General features: G+C 75.0%; 14 protein-coding genes. 7 read left to right on the forward strand and 7 right to left on the reverse strand.

Annotated elements, in window-relative coordinates:
- The gene (locus tag ACZ7KX_RS31360) at positions 1-2,103 is read right to left on the reverse strand and encodes a HelD family protein (RefSeq protein WP_470329400.1); all 2,103 of its coding nucleotides are present in this window, start codon (positions 2,101-2,103) and stop codon (positions 1-3) included.
- A 314-nt stretch (positions 2,104-2,417) separates the two neighbouring features.
- Here ACZ7KX_RS31360 and ACZ7KX_RS31365 point away from each other — a divergent pair, with 314 nt between their 5' ends.
- Entirely contained in the window at positions 2,418-2,579 is a 162-nt protein-coding gene (locus ACZ7KX_RS31365) for a hypothetical protein (RefSeq protein WP_350525159.1), read from the forward strand.
- Positions 2,580-2,618: 39 nt separating this feature from the next.
- Here the strand turns inward: ACZ7KX_RS31365 and ACZ7KX_RS31370 are convergent, their stop codons facing one another.
- Together ACZ7KX_RS31370 and ACZ7KX_RS31375 are read right to left on the reverse strand one after the other, a co-directional pair.
- Entirely contained in the window at positions 2,619-4,256 is a 1,638-nt protein-coding gene (locus ACZ7KX_RS31370; RefSeq protein ID WP_470329401.1) for a DNA repair helicase XPB, read from the reverse strand.
- Positions 4,257-4,338: 82 nt separating this feature from the next.
- Positions 4,339-4,740: a hypothetical protein gene (locus ACZ7KX_RS31375; protein ID WP_470329402.1), complete on the reverse strand. Its 402-nt coding sequence runs from the start codon at positions 4,738-4,740 to the stop codon at positions 4,339-4,341.
- Between the two features lie 100 nt (positions 4,741-4,840).
- Here ACZ7KX_RS31375 and ACZ7KX_RS31380 point away from each other — a divergent pair, with 100 nt between their 5' ends.
- On the forward strand, positions 4,841-5,092 hold the full coding sequence (locus ACZ7KX_RS31380; RefSeq protein WP_470329403.1) for a hypothetical protein: 252 nt from the start codon (positions 4,841-4,843) through the stop codon (positions 5,090-5,092).
- 48 nt (positions 5,093-5,140) lie between these two features.
- Here the strand turns inward: ACZ7KX_RS31380 and ACZ7KX_RS31385 are convergent, their stop codons facing one another.
- Positions 5,141-7,642, reverse strand: a complete 2,502-nt coding sequence (locus tag ACZ7KX_RS31385) for a helicase-associated domain-containing protein (RefSeq protein WP_470329404.1) — start codon at positions 7,640-7,642, stop codon at positions 5,141-5,143.
- A 372-nt stretch (positions 7,643-8,014) separates the two neighbouring features.
- Here ACZ7KX_RS31385 and ACZ7KX_RS31390 point away from each other — a divergent pair, with 372 nt between their 5' ends.
- On the forward strand, positions 8,015-8,830 hold the full coding sequence (locus ACZ7KX_RS31390; protein ID WP_470329405.1) for a hypothetical protein: 816 nt from the start codon (positions 8,015-8,017) through the stop codon (positions 8,828-8,830).
- Between the two features lie 108 nt (positions 8,831-8,938).
- On the opposite strand, the gene ACZ7KX_RS31395 is transcribed toward ACZ7KX_RS31390, so the two are convergent.
- Positions 8,939-9,574 (reverse strand): NAD(P)-dependent oxidoreductase, encoded by a 636-nt coding sequence (locus ACZ7KX_RS31395; protein ID WP_470329406.1) that lies wholly within the window; start codon positions 9,572-9,574, stop codon positions 8,939-8,941.
- A gap of 157 nt (positions 9,575-9,731) precedes the next feature.
- Here ACZ7KX_RS31395 and ACZ7KX_RS31400 point away from each other — a divergent pair, with 157 nt between their 5' ends.
- Positions 9,732-10,505 carry an SDR family NAD(P)-dependent oxidoreductase gene (locus ACZ7KX_RS31400; protein WP_470329407.1) on the forward strand — a complete coding sequence of 258 codons (774 nt, stop codon included), beginning with the start codon at positions 9,732-9,734 and terminating at the stop codon, positions 10,503-10,505.
- A 125-nt stretch (positions 10,506-10,630) separates the two neighbouring features.
- On the forward strand, positions 10,631-11,239 hold the full coding sequence (locus ACZ7KX_RS31405; protein WP_470329408.1) for a TetR/AcrR family transcriptional regulator: 609 nt from the start codon (positions 10,631-10,633) through the stop codon (positions 11,237-11,239).
- A gap of 493 nt (positions 11,240-11,732) precedes the next feature.
- Here ACZ7KX_RS31405 and ACZ7KX_RS31410 read toward each other — a convergent pair whose 3' ends face one another.
- Entirely contained in the window at positions 11,733-12,605 is an 873-nt protein-coding gene (locus ACZ7KX_RS31410) for an alpha/beta fold hydrolase (RefSeq protein ID WP_470329409.1), read from the reverse strand.
- An 81-nt stretch (positions 12,606-12,686) separates the two neighbouring features.
- Between ACZ7KX_RS31410 and ACZ7KX_RS31415 the strand changes: the two genes are divergently transcribed.
- A complete protein-coding gene (locus tag ACZ7KX_RS31415) occupies positions 12,687-13,295 on the forward strand; it encodes a TetR/AcrR family transcriptional regulator (RefSeq protein WP_470329410.1) in 609 nt (202 codons plus the stop codon).
- A 146-nt stretch (positions 13,296-13,441) separates the two neighbouring features.
- On the opposite strand, the gene ACZ7KX_RS31420 is transcribed toward ACZ7KX_RS31415, so the two are convergent.
- Complete coding sequence (locus ACZ7KX_RS31420; protein ID WP_470329411.1) at positions 13,442-14,170, reverse strand: dienelactone hydrolase family protein; 729 nt, start codon at positions 14,168-14,170, stop codon at positions 13,442-13,444.
- Between the two features lie 156 nt (positions 14,171-14,326).
- On the opposite strand from ACZ7KX_RS31420, the gene ACZ7KX_RS31425 reads away from it, so the two are divergent.
- A complete protein-coding gene (locus ACZ7KX_RS31425) occupies positions 14,327-15,376 on the forward strand; it encodes a fatty acid desaturase family protein (protein WP_470329412.1) in 1,050 nt (349 codons plus the stop codon).
- Positions 15,377-15,521 lie beyond the last annotated feature (145 nt).

Consider the following 15,521-nt stretch of genomic DNA (forward strand, 5'->3'; position numbering starts at 1 on the left):
TCAGCGGAGCCGGTCCGGCAGCGGCTCGGCGTGCAGGACCGTCAGCCCGGAGACGGCGCGGGTCAGCGCCACGTACAGCCGCCGCAGGCCGGACCGCTCGTCAGGCTCGCCGGCGATCACCGCGGCGGGCTCGTCCAGCACCACGTAGTCGTACTCCAGGCCCTTGGCCAGCGAGGCCGGCACGAGCGTCAGCCGGGCCTCGGCGCTGGTCTCGGTGCCGGGGGAGAGGTGCGGCAGGCCGGCCGCGGCCAGCGCCTCGGCGAGCAGCGGGATCCTGGCGTCGGCGGCGATCAGACCGGTCGAGCCCTCGCGCTCCAGGGCCTCCCGGCAGGCGGCGACGACCGCCTCCGACAGCTCCCCGTCCGGGACGTGGCGGATCGCCAGCGAACCGGGCGTCTCGCGGACCGAGGTGGCCGGGGCCAGGCCCGGGGCGATCTCCGGGAGCAGCCGCGAGGCGTACGCGATGACCTCCTCCGGCACCCGGAAGCCCTTGGTCAGCTCCTCGATGTGCGCCTCCGGCTTGCCCAGGTGGTGCAGCGCGTCCGGCCAACTCTCCGTCGCCCACGGGGTGGTGCCCTGGGCGAGGTCGCCGAGGACGGTGGCCGAGCCGGTGGTGCAGCGGCGGCCGACCGCGCGGTACTGCATCGGGGAGAGGTCCTGCGCCTCGTCCAGCACGACGTGGCCGAGCGAGGGTGTGCGCTGCACCAGGTCGGTGGCCTCGTCCACCAGGACGGCGTCGGCCGGAGTCCAGCGGGCCGTCTTCACCGAGCGGCCCGGCTTGGGCCACAGCACCGCCTGCTGCTCCTCGGGCGTCAGCACGCCCTCGGCGCACTCGGCCAGGAACGCCGGCTCGGAGAGCAGCCGCAGCACGAGCTTCGCCGGGTCGACGGCGGGCCAGCACTCCTTGACCACCGCCTTGACCGCGGCGTTGCGCGCCACCGCGTCCTGCACCCGGTCGTCCGGGGCCTCGCCGCCCTGCTCCATCTTCAGCAGTACGGCGTGCGCGATGCGCTGCGGCAGGGCGTCGCGGGCGGCGCCGTAGCGCACCTCGCGGCCCTTCAACTCCTCGATGATCTCGGTGAGTTCGTGCACGGGGAGACGCCAGCGGCGGGAGCCGCGGATCACCACGCATGGCTCGGCGGGCAGCGTGATGCCGGCCCGCACCGCCCGGCGCAGCACCTCGGCCATCCGGGCGTCGCCCTTCAGCCGGGCCGCCTCCGGGGTGTCCTCGCCGCGCACCTCGACGTGTCCGACCAGCTGCTGCACGGTGGCCTGGGCGACGTCCAGCTCGCCGAGGGCCGGGAGGACCTGCTCGATGTAGGAGAGGAAGGCGTTGTTCGGCCCGATCACCAGCGTGCCGGTCCGGGCCAGGCGCTCGCGGTGCGCGTACAGCAGGTAGGCGACGCGGTGCAGGCCGACGGCGGTCTTCCCGGTGCCCGGCGCTCCCTGGACGCAGATGGTGCCCGTGACGTCGGAGCGGACGATCTCGTCCTGCTCGGGCTGGATGGTGGCGACGATGTCGCGCATCGGGCCGACGCGGGGCTTCTCGATCTCGGCGGCGAGCAGGGCGGAGGAGGTCTCCTCCTCCGCCGGGTCGGTGAGGTGCTCGTCCTCGTAGGCGGTGAGCTCGCCGCCGGTGTAGCCGAAGCGGCGGCGGCGCTCGACGTCCATCGGATCGGTCCGGGTGGCCCGGTAGAACGGCTGGGAGACCGGCGCGCGCCAGTCGATCACCATCGGGTCGCCGGCGGCGTCGTGGACGTGGCGGCGGCCGATGTAGAAGTTCTCTCCCTCCCGTCGCCCACCGCCACCCTCGTCCGACGCGCTTCGCGCGGTACCTCCCGTGCCGCCCTCGCTCAGCTCCTCGCTGATCGCGTGCAGGTAGTCGAGGCGGCCGAAGAACAGCGGGGTGTGGGAGAGGTCGGCCAGGGCGGCGATCCTGGCCTCGATCTGGTTCTGCAGGACGACGGCGGACACCCAGGTGCCGGTCACGTCGCGCAGGTCCAGGGACTCGACGTCCTCGCGCATCGCTCGCAGCGCTGCCCGGGACGACGCCAGGTGCTCGCGTTCGCGCTGGAGGGGGTCGGTGGTGGGGGTGGCGGGCACAGCGAACCTTCCCGGCTGCCCCGGTGGCGGGCGCAGCGGATCGATGGAGCTCACGGTGGGGTACAGCCGACCGGTTGCCGAACGGTCGACGCCTCCCCCGGCTGCCTGCGGGACTCCAGCAGGTACCACGGTTCGGGAGGGGGCAGACGGACGATCCTAGACCCGTCCGGTCCGGGGTTCCAGCCGGGCAGGTCTCGGGGTTGCCCCTACCCCGGCCCCGGGGTCGCCCGTACACCCGGAGGACGACCTCCGTCCCGACGGGTACGGCCTTTGGAGTGATGCCCTCGGCCGGTCGGGTGCCTACCGTTGAAGACATGAGCACCCAGAACCGCACCTCCCGTTCGGGCCCGGCCGGCGCGACCGCCGTCCAGGGCCGCCACCGCAATCCGCTGAGCACCGCCGTCCGCAACGTCGGCATCGCCCTGGACACCGCCGCGCGCGTGATCTTCCTCGGGCGCGACGGTGTCCGCTACTGAGCCGCCCGCTGCCGGGCCGTCCGCTGCCGGGCCGTCCGGCTACAGCACGTCGTCCGCGTCGATGATCCGGTACGCGTAGCCCTGCTCGGCCAGGAAGCGCTGCCGGTGGGCGGCGAAGTCCTGGTCCACGGTGTCCCGGGCGACCACCGAGTAGAAGTGGGCCGCGTGGCCGTCCGCCTTGGGGCGCAGCACGCGGCCGAGCCGCTGGGCCTCCTCCTGGCGGGAGCCGAAGGTCCCGGAGACCTGGATGGCCACCGTGGCCTCGGGCAGGTCGATCGAGAAGTTCGCGACCTTGGAGACCACCAGGACGCCGATCTCCTTGTTCCGGAAGGCGTCGAAGAGCTTCTCGCGCTGGGCGTTGCTGGTCTCGCCCTTGATCACCGGGGCGTCCAGGGCCTCGCCGAGCTCGTCCAACTGGTCGATGTACTGGCCGATGATCAGCGTCTGGTCCTTCTCGTGCTTCCTGACCAGCGCCTCCACCACCCGCCGCTTGGTCGCCGTGGTGGCGCAGAAGCGGTAGCGCTCCTCCGGCTCGGCGGTCGCGTAGGCGAGCCGCTCGGAGTCGGTCAGGGTGACGCGGACCTCGCAGCAGTCGGCGGGCGCGATGTAGCCCTGCGCCTCGATCTCCTTCCACGGCGCGTCGAAGCGCTTGGGGCCGATCAGGCTGAACACGTCGCCCTCGCGGCCGTCCTCGCGCACCAGCGTGGCGGTCAGGCCGAGCCGGCGGCGGGCCTGCAGGTCGGCGGTGAACTTGAACACCGGGGCGGGCAGCAGGTGCACCTCGTCGTAGACCACCAGGCCCCAGTTGCGGGCGTCGAAGAGCTCCAGGTGCGCGTAGACGCCCTTCTTCTTGGTGGTCATCACCTGGTAGGTGGCGATGGTGACCGGGCGGATCTCCTTCCTGGTGCCGCTGTACTCGCCGATCTCGTCCTCGGTGAGCGAGGTGCGCTTGACCAGCTCGTGCTTCCACTGGCGGGCCGAGACGGTGTTGGTGACCAGGATCAGCGTGGTCGACTTGGCGTGCGCCATCGCGGCCGCGCCGACCAGCGTCTTTCCGGCGCCGCAGGGCAGCACGACGACGCCGGAGCCGCCGTGCCAGAAGCCCTCGACGGCCTGCGCCTGGTAGGGGCGCAGCTGCCAGCCGTCCTCCTCCAGGTGGATCGGGTGCGCCTCGCCGTCCACGTACCCGGCGAAGTCCTCGGCGGGCCAGCCGAGCTTGAGCAGCACCTGCTTGATCTGCCCGCGCTCGGAGGGGTGCACCACCACGGTGTCCGGGTCGACCCGGGCGCCGACCAGCGGGGCGATCTTCTTGGAGCGCAGCACCTCCTCCAGCACCGGCCGGTCGGTGGTGGCGAGGACCAGTCCGTGCGTCGGGTGCTTGAGCAGCTGGAGCCGGCCGTAGCGGCCCATGGTGTCGGCCACGTCCACCAGCAGCGCGTGCGGCACCGGGTAGCGCGAGTACGTCACCAGGGCGTCCACCACCTGCTCGGCGTCGTGGCCGGCCGCGCGTGCGTTCCACAGCCCGAGCGGGGTCACCCGGTACGTGTGCACGTGCTCGGGCGCCCGCTCCAGCTCGGCGAACGGTGCGATGGCGCGGCGGCAGTCGGCGGCCTTGGGGTGGTCGATCTCCAGGAGAAGAGTTTTGTCGCTCTGGACGATGAGCGGTCCGTCGTTCACGCGGGGGAGCCCTCCACTGGCTGACAGGGTGGATTGACGCAGACCCTCCAGTGTCGCGCATTCCGCCGGGAACGTGGACGGGCTACTTCCATTCGTACAGGACGGCCTTGCCGTTGCCCTGGGGATCGTTGTCGAACTCGAACAGGCCGACCAGGTCGTTGAGGCGCAGGAACGCGTCGGCGGTGCTCTCGAAGAAGATGCTGCCGCGCCAGCTGACCGCGCCGCCCTCGGTGAAGTGGCCGATGCCGCTGCCGTGCCAGCTGTACGTCTCGCCCTTGTCCGTCATGCCGACGCCCTGGCCCTCGCCGAACAGCGAGCCGTCGGGCCGCAGCTCGGACTCGTAGCTGACGAACTCCCGGACCTGGTGGCCGAGCAGCTGCCCGGTGCCGGTCATCGAGACCTCCAGCGCGGGACCGCCGACCGTGGCGAGGACCCGTCGGCCGGTTTCCGTGGTGGTGAGCTCCGCTATCCGATCGCCGAGCATGATGCCTCCTTCCGGAATCCCCCACTCCAGACTGCGCCCGCACCAGGGGCCCGGCAACGCTACGAGTGACCACCGTGCGCACTCGCTCGTTGAGCTGGTCATGAAGAAGTCGAAGCGCGTTCTCACCGCCCTCGCCCTGATGGGCACGGCCTTCGCCGCCACCGCCTCCTCGGCCGGTTCCGCCCACGCCCTCGCGGGCATCGGCGAGGGGCCCGGCGGCCTGCTCGCGGCGCCGGGCTTCCTGCTCGCGGACACCGTCACCGGGGGTGAACTGCCGGTCGGGCAGGGGCAGATCGGCAGCCTGGCGGACAAGGCCGTCAAGGAGAAGGTGAAGGAGTCGCAGGGGCACTGATGCGCCGTCGCCCGCGTCCCCGCACGGCGGTCCGCAGGCGGCCGGCGGCTACTCCTGCAGCTCGGCGACGCCGGTGATGCGGTGCAGGGCGAAGGTGCGCAGTTCGTCGGCGTGGTGGTCGAAGGCGGTGACGAAGCCGCCTTCGACCTTGACCGGGTCGATGATGCGCTGGCTGGCGATGCCCTCGGCGTTGAGGTAGCCGATCCACATCCGCTCGCCGAGGAGGACGGCCGTCTGGAGGGCGGCCAGGGTCTCGGCGGCGGCCGTGCGGGGGAGCCGGAGCGGGTCGGGCGTGGGCTCGCGGCGGGCGGCGGTGGCGGCGCGGTCGCCGGCCCGGATGGCCTTGATGGCGGCGGCGAGCAGGGTGTCGTCGGGGGTGGGCGGGCCGTCGGGGACGGGTGCGGGCGCCGTCCGGGGCGGGGTGCGGTGGCTGTCCGGGCGGGTGATCAGCACGTCGCCCTCGGCGGATTCGGCGGCCGGCGCGTAGCCCATGGTGCGCAGCGCGGCGAGCAGGACGTCCGGGGCGGCCTGGGAGGCGAGGACGGTGGGGGCGAGCAGCCGCAGCCGCAGGTCGGCGGAGCGGCGGTCGGCGAGCACCTCGTTCAGCAGGGACGGGTCGTCGCAGCGCAGGTAGGAGGAGGCGGCGCCGACCCGCAGGATGCCGTGCCGGCGGGCGACGTCGTCGATCAGGTACGCGAGCGGCTGCGGGACGGGTGTCCGGCTGTGCTGCTCCAGGAAGGCGCGCAGGTCGGCGGCGGTGCGTCCGGCGTCCAGGGCGCGGCGGACGGACGCCGGGGTGAACCGGTAGACGGTGGCGCCGCCCTTGGACTCGATGTCGGCGCACAGGGCGAGGGCGTGGGCGAGCGGGGTGAGCAGCGGGCCGGGGGCGATCGCGGTGAGGTCCGGCTGGAGGATCACGTGGTCCAGCGGCTGCGGGAGCAGCGGGGCGAGCACCTCGGCCGGGTCGGCCTCGGCGGTGAGCAGGGCGCGGGCGGGGGCGGCGAGGGCGCCGCGGCCGGTGACGCCGAGCAGTTCGGCCTCGTCGAGGGTCCAGGCGGTGAGGTCGTCGCGCAGCTCGCGGCCGTCCTGGCCGGTCGGGCCCCCGCGCAGCGGGCGCTGCCAGCGCAGGGTGGGCAGCAGGTCCTCGGCGGTGGCCGGGGTGCCGGGCGGGAGTTCGGCGAGCAGCGCGAGGGCGGCGCGGCGGACGGCCGGGGCGAGGGTGCGGTCGAGTTCGGGGCCGAGGGCGGCGCGCGCCTTGCCCTTGCCGTCCGGACTGCCGGCGAGGGCGGGGACGCGGGTGGCGGCGAGCCAGGCGGTGGCGAGGACGGACCAGCGTTCGGCGGTGTCGAGCTGCAGCCAGGTGTCGTAGCCGGGGGTCGGGGCCCAGCGTTCGTCCACCTCGCCGTCGGGCGCCAGCAGACCCGCGGTGTAGGCGAGTTCGAGCCAGAAGGCGGCCTGCTGCTCGGTGGTCTCCAGGGCCTGGGCGGCGCGCTTGAGGTCGCGCACGCCGAGGCCGCCGGCCCGCAGGGTGAGCGGCGGGGTGAGGCCCCAGCCGTCCAGCAGCTCCTCGACGGTCTTGACGGCGGTGTGGGCCTGGCCGGCCGCGGCGCTGTCCACAGCCTGTGGATCGCGCGGGGTGGCGGCGGGCGCGGGCTCCGGCTGGACCGGTTCGACGGTGCGGTGGGTGCGGCCGCCGCGCAGGTGCAGGGCGAGTTCACGGGGCAGCACGACGCTGCCGGGGCTGGTGGGCAGCAGCAGGCCGCGGGCGAGCAGCCACTCGACGGGGCTCTGCGCGTCCTCGGCGGTGACCGGGCGGGCGGCGTCCGGGACGGTGCCGGTGGGCGGGCCCCAGACCAGCCGGTCGAGCAGCCGCAGCGCGGGCTCGGGGGCGGTGTCCAGCAGCGCGGCGCAGCGGGTGCGGTCGGTGAGCAGCGCGGTGAGTGCGGCGACGGCGGTGACCGGGTCCGCGGTGGCGGGCTGGCCGGCCGAGGCGAGCAGCTGCTGCAGCCGGGCGGGGGAGGTGCCGGCGGTGGCGTCGGCGAGGGTCGGGCCGAGCCCGGTGCGGCCGGGGTTGGCGGCGGTCGGCGCGAGCGCCTCGCGGACGGCGAGGACCAGTCGCAGGCCGTTGTCCGGGCCCCAGAGCAGTGCCCGGTCGCGCAGGGTGGCGATCGCGCGGGGCAGGGCGGCGGCGACGGCGGACCGGTCGGCCGGGGTGAGCGGGGTCGCGCCGGGGTGCGGCTTGACCTTGGCCGGGCCGGTCAGCAGGGAGCGGACGGTGGTCACGGAGGTGCCGTCCGGGGTGGTGGCCAGTGCCTCGGCGACCTGCAGGGTGAAGCGGTCCAGTCGCTCCAGGGCGCGCAGTGCGGAGGCGCGCGAGGAGAGCCGGGCGGACAGCTGGGTGAGGTCGCCGGGGACGGGGTTCAGCAGGTCGGGGCGGGAGCGGAGCAGGGCGGCGAGCGCGTCGTCGGGACGGGCGCGCAGCTCCTCGGCGAGGGTGCGCGGGCCGGTGGTGGACCGGCCCCGGCGTTGGGGGCCCTGCTGTGTGGTCATTCGACCTAGGTTAGTCGGGCGGGCCGACGGCGTGGTGTCCCGCGCACCGCCGGACCGGCGGCCGCTCCGCCCCGGCGGTCGGACTCGCGTGGGCGGGGGCGGGGTGGGTAGCGTCACGCCGAGGGCGGTTCGGTGGGCGGCCGCGCTCTCCAAGGGCGGGCCGGGCGAGGCGGGGTGTCGGAGATGACGGACGGCGAGTGGTGGCGCAAGAGCGGGCCGTGGAGCGAGCGCCCGGCCGGGGGTGCGGAGGACCGGACCGCACCGGGCGGTGCCGTTCCGGGCGCCGGGGCGGGCGTACCGGCCGCCGCGGGCGCCCCGTCCGTGCCGCCTGCGCCGTCGGTGCCGCCCGTGCCCGCGTCGGATCCTGACAGCGTGTACGACCCCCCGGCGCCGAGTGCGGCCGGGATTCCCTCCGTCCCGCTGAACCCGCCGGACGCGGTCGAGACCGAGCGGCGGGCGTCCGCGATCCCGCCGCCGACGGTGAGCAGCACCGGCCCGTGGACCATGACGGTGTTCGACTTCTCGGACGGGCCGGAGCCCGCGCCGGGGCCGCTCCCCGGGCAGCGTGCGCCGGAACCGGCCGACGGGCCTTCCGAGGCCGGGGCCGCGGCGCAGCCGGCGGGGCCCGGGGCGGACCCGAAGGCGGCGCGGCGGGCGGGGAAGCTGCGCCTGACCAAGGGCACGGCGGCTCCGCAGGCCGCCGTCGGCGCGCCCGGGGCTCCCGCGGGCGGGAAGGCGGCCGGGAAGGCGGCGGGGAAGGCAGCCGGGAAGGGCGCGGGGAAGGGTGCCGGAAAGGGGGCGGCGGGCAAGGACGCGGGTGCCCGCAAGGCGTCCCCGCTGATCCTGCTCTCCAGTGCCCTGCTGGTCGGCGGCGCCGTCACCGGCCTCTTCCCGGTCATGCTGGCCGGCTGGGGCCTGGGCTACCTGTCGCGCCAACTCTCGGACCTGATGCGCAAGTTCGTGATCCTCGGCATTCCGCTGATCACGATGAGCGCGACCACCCTGTACAGCATGCAGCACGCCAAGCAGGGCGGTGCCCAGGGCGGCGGCGGTCTGCAGTCGGGCTCCCCGCTGGGCCAGATCAGCTGGTCGTCGGCCCCGAACGTGCTGCGGCTGTCGGCGGTGATCTCCGCGGTGGTCCTGCTGCTGGTCGGCATGCGCCGCCGGCCGCCGCAGCAGCAGGGCTGAGGCGCCGGCGGCCACCGGGGCCGTCGGCCGGCGGCGGGGCGCGGTCGGCGGGTCGGCTCGGTCGGCGGGGTCGGTGGGTCGGCGAGGTCGGTGCGCAGCCGTGGGCGGTCAGCCGTCGGCGAGGTGGACGAGGCGGCGGAAGGTGGCCGGATCGCCGAGGTGGTCGGTGATCCAGCGGGCGACGGTGGCGCGGGCGGCGGTGCCGGCGCGGGGGAGCGGCCGGTCGTAGGAGACCAGGGGGTGGGCGGACGGCGGCCCGTCCTTGAGCATCGGCACGCGGACGACCGTCCAGTCGAGGTCCGACTCGGCGAGCACCTCCTCCATCCGGGCCAGGTCGTGGTGGATCTCCCGGTACAAGCGGTCGACCACGAGCCTGGTCACCACCCGTTGGGCGAGCGGGAGCCGACTGGGGTCCAGCCCCGCCGAGCCCATGGTCACCAGGTGTGCGCCGCCGCCGGCCCGGACGGCGGCGGCCAGGGCCCGGGCGCCGTCGGAGAAGACGGTGGTGGCCCGGCGGCCGGTGGTGCCGAGGGCGGCGACGACGACGTCCTGGCCGTCCAGCGGTGCCAGCAGCGACGCGGCTTCGTGGACGTCGGCGGCCGCGGTGCGCGGGGTGCCGTGCGCGAACTCCGGTAGTCGGGCGGGGGTGCGCGCGACGGCGGTGACGGTGTGTCCGGCCGCCAGGGCGAGGTCGACCACCAGGCGGCCGGTACGGCCGGTGGCGCCCACGACTGCGATCCTCATCGGTTCCTCCTTGTGATCGCGGGGCTCCCCGCGAGCCCGTGCGGCCCCGGCGGTTCGCCCTTGCGATTCATTCAGACGGACTGTATGAATGAATCAAGTGAACCACAGCACACCGTGAGAGCAAGCCCCGAGTGCAAGCCCGAAGGAGCGATGGGACATGGGAGTTCGACAGGCGCGGTACCCCGACCTGGACGGCCGGGTCGTCGTGATCACCGGCGGCAGCCGCGGCATCGGCGCGGAGACCGCCCGGGCCTTCGCCCGTCAGGGCTCGGCCGTGGCCGTCCTCGGCCGGGACGAGGCGGCGCTGGCGGAAGTGGCCGCGGAACTGCGCGCGGAGGGCGCCAGGGCGCTCGGACTGGTCGCCGACTGCACCGACCCGGCGGCGCTCGACGCCGCCGCGGCCGGGATCGAGCGGGAGCTCGGCCCGGTCGACGTCCTGGCCGCGTTCGCCGGCGGCGACGGCTACCCCGTACCGACCGTCCGCGAGAGCGAGGAGCACTGGCGGGCCGTCGTGGACGGCAACCTCACCGCCACCTTCCTCACCGTCCGGGCCTTCCTGCCCGGCTTCTCGGCCCGGCGCAGCGGTTCGATCGTCACCATGGCCTCGACGGCGGGCCGACTGCCCAGCGGGGCGTCCGCCGCGTACGCCGCGGCCAAGGCGGGGGTGCTGATGTTCACCCGCCACCTGGCGCTGGAGGTCGCCGGCGAGGGCGTGCGGGTCAACGCGGTCGCGCCCGGGGCCGTCCGCACCGAGCGGACCGCGGCCCGGATGCCGTCGGAGGTCCAGGCCGCGGTCGCCGCCGCGCACCCGCTGGGCCGCCTCGGCGAGCCGGAGGACCTGGCCGCCGCCACGCTGTTCCTGGCCTCCGACGCCTCGTCCTGGATCACCGGGCAGACCCTGGACGTCAGCGGCGGCCGGGTCATCGTGTGAGTGCCGGGGCGTCCCGGCACGGGTGAACCGGCCGGCGGCCCCGCCGGTTCGCGCGATACTGCCAGTTCACGCGGAACCTCCGGTTCACGCGGACGGCACACGCGGAACGAGTGGAGGCGAGCGGGATGAGCCCCCGGTCCTACCGGATGGGACAGCGGCAGGCGGAGGTCGACGAGACCCGGGCCCGCATCGTCGCGGCCGCCCGGGTGCACCTGGCGGAGACCGGCGGGCTCTCGCTGGACGCGGTCGCCCGCCGCGCGGACGTCGCCCGGGCCACCGTCTACTACCAGTTCGGCTCCAAGACGGGCCTGCTGGAGGCGGTCTGCGACGCCCTCGCCGAGCAGGGCGGCATGGCCCGGCTGGCCGAGGCGTTCACCCTGGCCGACCCGTGGGCGGCGGTGGACCGCTTCGTCGAGGTGATGGGCGGCTTCTGGGCGTTCGACCGGGTCTGCACCCGCCGGCTGCGCGCCCTCGCCGCTCTCGACGACGAGGTCGGCCGGGTCATCGCCGACCGCGACGCCCGGCGCCGGGAGGGCGCCGCGGTCCTGACCGGCCGCCTTCCCGCCGCCCCGCCGGACGCGGCCGGCCTGCTGTTCGTCCTGACCGCCTTCGAGACCTACGACGCCCTGGCGGCGGAGGTGGAGCCGACCGCGGGGGACGGGCCCGCCGCGGCCGTTCCCGCCGTCACCCGCCTGGTCCGCGCCGCCCTCGGCGGGCAGGCGGCGGCGGGTTAGGGCTCGGCGGGGCATGGCGCGGCGCGGCATGGCGCCGGGCCTCAGCGCAGCGGGAGCGCCTTGACGCCGGGGAGCACCGGGACGAGCTGGTACCGACCGTCCCCGGCACCGCAGGAGGGCTTGGTGTCGGGGGTGTCGGAGATGTTCGTCCCGGCCTTGAACCGGCCGTCCCCGCTCGTGGCGAAGGTCGTGAAGTGGTCGTGGTAGTCGGCGTAGTAGTACGTGCACTGGTGCAGGTTCAGGTACCGGCCCGCCGGCGGTGGCGGCCGGAACCGGGCCGACCAGGGCGGTGACGGTCAGGGACGGCGCCGGCGAGCGCGGCTGGGGAGCGTGGGGACAGGCGAGTCGGGGGACTCTCCGTGGTGCGGTGCGGCCGCCCGGGACGAGCGGCCGTCACGCACGAGGCTTCCCGCCCGCCCGGTGCTCCCGGCCGGAGCGCGACAGATGCACCTGAACGTCCGTCCGCTCGCTGTCCCCGTGTTGACGCGGAGGGTCAACTGGCCTGCCCGGCGGCCGTGCTGAGGATTCCGGCGAGGACGGCGCCGGGGTCGTCGGTCGGCAGGGCGTGACCGGCACCCGGAACCAGGGTGACCCGGGCGTCCGGGACGAGGCGGTGCAGCCGGGCGGCGGCCTCCCGGGCGTCGTGCAGGGCGCTGCGCTCGCCGAGCAGGAAGTGCGCGGGGCCGTGGAGGCGGCCGAGTTCTTCGTCGGTGAGGGTGGTGGCCGGTGGCAGCCGGCGGCGGAAGCCCAGGGAGGCGCGCATCAGGGCCATCAGCTCGGTCTCCAGGATCGCGCTGTTGCCGACCAGCGCCGCCAGTCGGGGCCGGAGCGGGCGCGGGGCCAGCGCGGCGAGGCCGCCGGCGATGAGCCAGGCGTAGAAGCGGCGACCGGGGTCGGCCAGGCCCGCCGGGTCGACCAGGGTGAGGGTGGCGGTCCGTCCGGGGTGGTGGATCCGGTGGTTGAGGGCGATCCAGCCGCCGTAGGAGCAGCCGACCAGGTGGACGGCCGGCAGGTCGAGCCCGGCGAGGAGGTCCTCCAGCCAGGCGGCGGCGTCGCGCCCGTCCCGGACGGGGGCGCTCTGCACGCTGGCGCCGGGTTCGCCGACGGTGTCCACGGCGATGACGGGGTGCCGGCGGGCGAGGTCGTTGAGGTGGCCGTGCCACATCAGCGCGTTGCCGCCCGAGCCGGGCAGCAGGAGGATCGGCGGCCCCTCGGCGGGGCCGGTGCGGTGCACCCGGGTGGTGCCGAAGCCGGTGGGGACGTCGAGCGACGTCCGGGGGCCCGGCCACAGTCGGGTCAGCGCGCGCTCGTAGGCGGTGCGGAAGCGGGCTTCGGCCTTGCCGTTGCTGAACTCGCTGATTCGCATGATACATGTGTATCACATGCATGATACGGGTGTACCAGAAGAAGGGCCCCGACCGTCGGGCCCCGCCACGGAGGTCGGAACATGACCGCGAAGGTCGACCACGAAGAGCGGCGGCGGCAGATCGCCGAGGCCCTGCTGCGCATCGCCGATACCGAGGGCCTGCAGTCGGCCAGCATGCGGGCGGTCGCGACGGAGGCCGGCGTCTCGCTGCGGCTCGTGCAGTACTACTTCACGACCAAGGAGGGCCTGCTGCTCGACGCCTTCGCCCGGCTCGGCGCCCAGCTCCAGGCCCGGATGGAGCGGTGGATCGGCGAGGCGCGCACTCCGCGCGAGGTGGTGACGGCGGCCCTGTCCTGCATCCTGCCGACCGACCCGGAGAGCCGCCGGATCACCCGCACCTACACCGCGTACTACACGCTGGTGCTCGGCGACCCGCAGGCGATGGAACGGCACGGCGCCCGGCAGCCCGAACTGCTGGAGGGCTTCCTCGCCAAGCAGCTGCGCGCCGCGCAGGAGGCCGGGGAGATCGACCCGGGCCGGGACACCGACGTCACGGCGGCCGGGCTGCTGGCGATGGTCAACGGCCTCGGGTCGAGCGTCCTGGGCGGCCAGCGCGGCGGCGAGGAGGCGCTGGCGATCCTCGCCTACCACCTGGACCAGCTGTTCCGGTCGGCGCCGACCGCCGGCTGATCCGCCGGGGCCGACGGCGGCCCCCACGCCCGGCGGACGGGCCGGCCGCCTCGCGCCCGCGCGGACGGGGCGGCCCCCACGCCCGGCGGACGGGCCGGCAGTCTCGCGCCCGTGCGGACGGGGGCGGCCGCCGGCCCGCGAACGGCCTACAGGTGCTTGGCCAGCGCCCGGTGGATGCGCTGCCAGGCGTCCTCGGTGGCCGCGGCGTCGTGCTCGTCGGCGCGGTCGGCCGCGAAGCCGTGCCCGGCACCCGGGTAGGTGACCAGCTCGTGGACGACCCCGGCCTCGGTGAGCTTCTCCTCGACCGCCTGCCACTCGGCGAGCGGCAGGATGTGGTCCCGGTCGCCGTTGAAGCCCAGCAGGAACACGCCGTTGGCGGCGATGCGGTCGGCGGTCTCCAGCGGCGGGACCGGGCCGACCAGCGGGAAGCCGGAGTTGAGCATCCAGCCCGGGTAGAACACGGCGGCCAGCTCGAAGCGCAGCTCGGTGGCCGCGCGGACGGCGATGTGGCCGCCCATGCTCGTGCCGAGGAACGCCACCCCGTGGCCGTCCGCCGCCCCGCGCGCCGCGGCCAGCGCGTCGGCGGCGTCGGCCACCAGCTGGTCGCGGTCCAGGGCGCGCATCAGGACGAGACCGGACTCGCGTTCCTCGGCGCTGTAGCCGAGTTCGGTGCGGCGGGTGCTGCGCCAGTAGAAGTCCGGCGCCAGCGCGACGTACCCGAGGGCGGCCAGCTCGGCGCAGATCCCGCGGACGTAGGCGTTGACCCCGTACAGCTCGGAGCAGACCACGACCGCGCCGCGGACCTGGCCCTCCGGGTGGTGGACGTAGGCCTCGATGCCGCCCGGCGTCCCGATCTCCTGCCAGTGACCCGTCATCAGTTCCCCCGTGGTGCAGGCCGGATGGTTTCGGCGGACATCGTAGACGGTCGCCGCGGCGGGGGCCGCCCCCCTCGCCGGACGGGGGTTAACACCCGTACGGGACGGGTGCTTTCCCCGTTCTCCGGGCCACCCCGCCGAACCAGACTCGGGGCCATGCCCACACAGCCCGTGACGATGACCGTCGCCCCCGCCCCGCAGGCCGAGAGCGCCGGCAGCGACTTCGCCCGACTGAGCCGCCGGATGGCCGCCGAGGGCCTGCTCGGCCGGCGCCCCGGCTACTACGCCGTGCGCGCGGCCCTGGTGCTCGCCGCGTTCCTCGGCGGCTGGTGGGCCCTGTTCGCGCTGGGTGACACCTGGTGGCAGCTCGGCCTGGCGGCGGCGATGTCCGTCGTGTTCGCGCAGGTCGCCCTGCTGTCACACGATCTGGCGCACCGTCAGGTCTTCTCCCGGCGGGTGCCGAGCGAGATCGGCGGCCGGATCGCCGCCAACCTGCTGATGGGCATGAGCTACGGCTGGTGGATGAACAAGCACACCCGCCACCACGCCAACCCGAACCACGAGGAGCGGGACCCGGACGTCTCCCCCGACCTCCTCGTGTGGTCCGAGCGGCAGGCCCGGCAGGCGAGCGGGCTCGCCCGGTTCATCGGCCGCCGGCAGGCGTACCTGTTCCTCCCGCTGCTCCTGCTGGAGGGCCTCAACCTCAGCTTCAACAGCTTCCGGGCGCTGCGCAGCCCCACGATGAAGCGCCCGGTGCTGGAGGGCGTCCTGCTGGTCGTCCACTTCGCGGCGTACTTCGGGCTGGTGTTCGCGGCGCTGCCGGCGGGAAAGGCGGTCGCCTTCCTCGCCGTGCACCAGGCGCTGCTCGGGGTGTACCTGGGCTGCGTCTTCGCCCCGAACCACAAGGGCATGCTGATGGTGACCCCGGAGATGAAGCTGGACTTCCTGCGCCGCCAGGTGCTCACCTCGCGCAACGTGCGCGGTGGTGTGGTCATCGACGCGGTGATGGGCGGCCTGAACTACCAGGTGGAGCACCACCTGTTCCCCAGCATGCCGACTCCCGCGCTCGGGCGGGCCGCCCGGATCACCCGGGAGTTCTGCGCGGAGGAGGGCATCCCGTACTACGAGACGGGCCCGCTCCGGTCCTATCGGGAGATCTTCGCCCACCTGCACCGGACGGGGGAGCCGATCCGTCTCGGGGAGTGAAGCGGCGGGTGGAGGGACGGGAGTGGGAAGTCGGCGGGGCCGACTTCCCACTCCCGTCTTCAAGCCCGGGCAGGCACCGTGGCGTCCGGGGAGTCAGCCGAACCGTCTGACCGTCGGGCGTGACGGCGAGGCCGAAGCGCTCGAA

The organism is Kitasatospora sp. NPDC038210 (assembly GCF_055600605.1).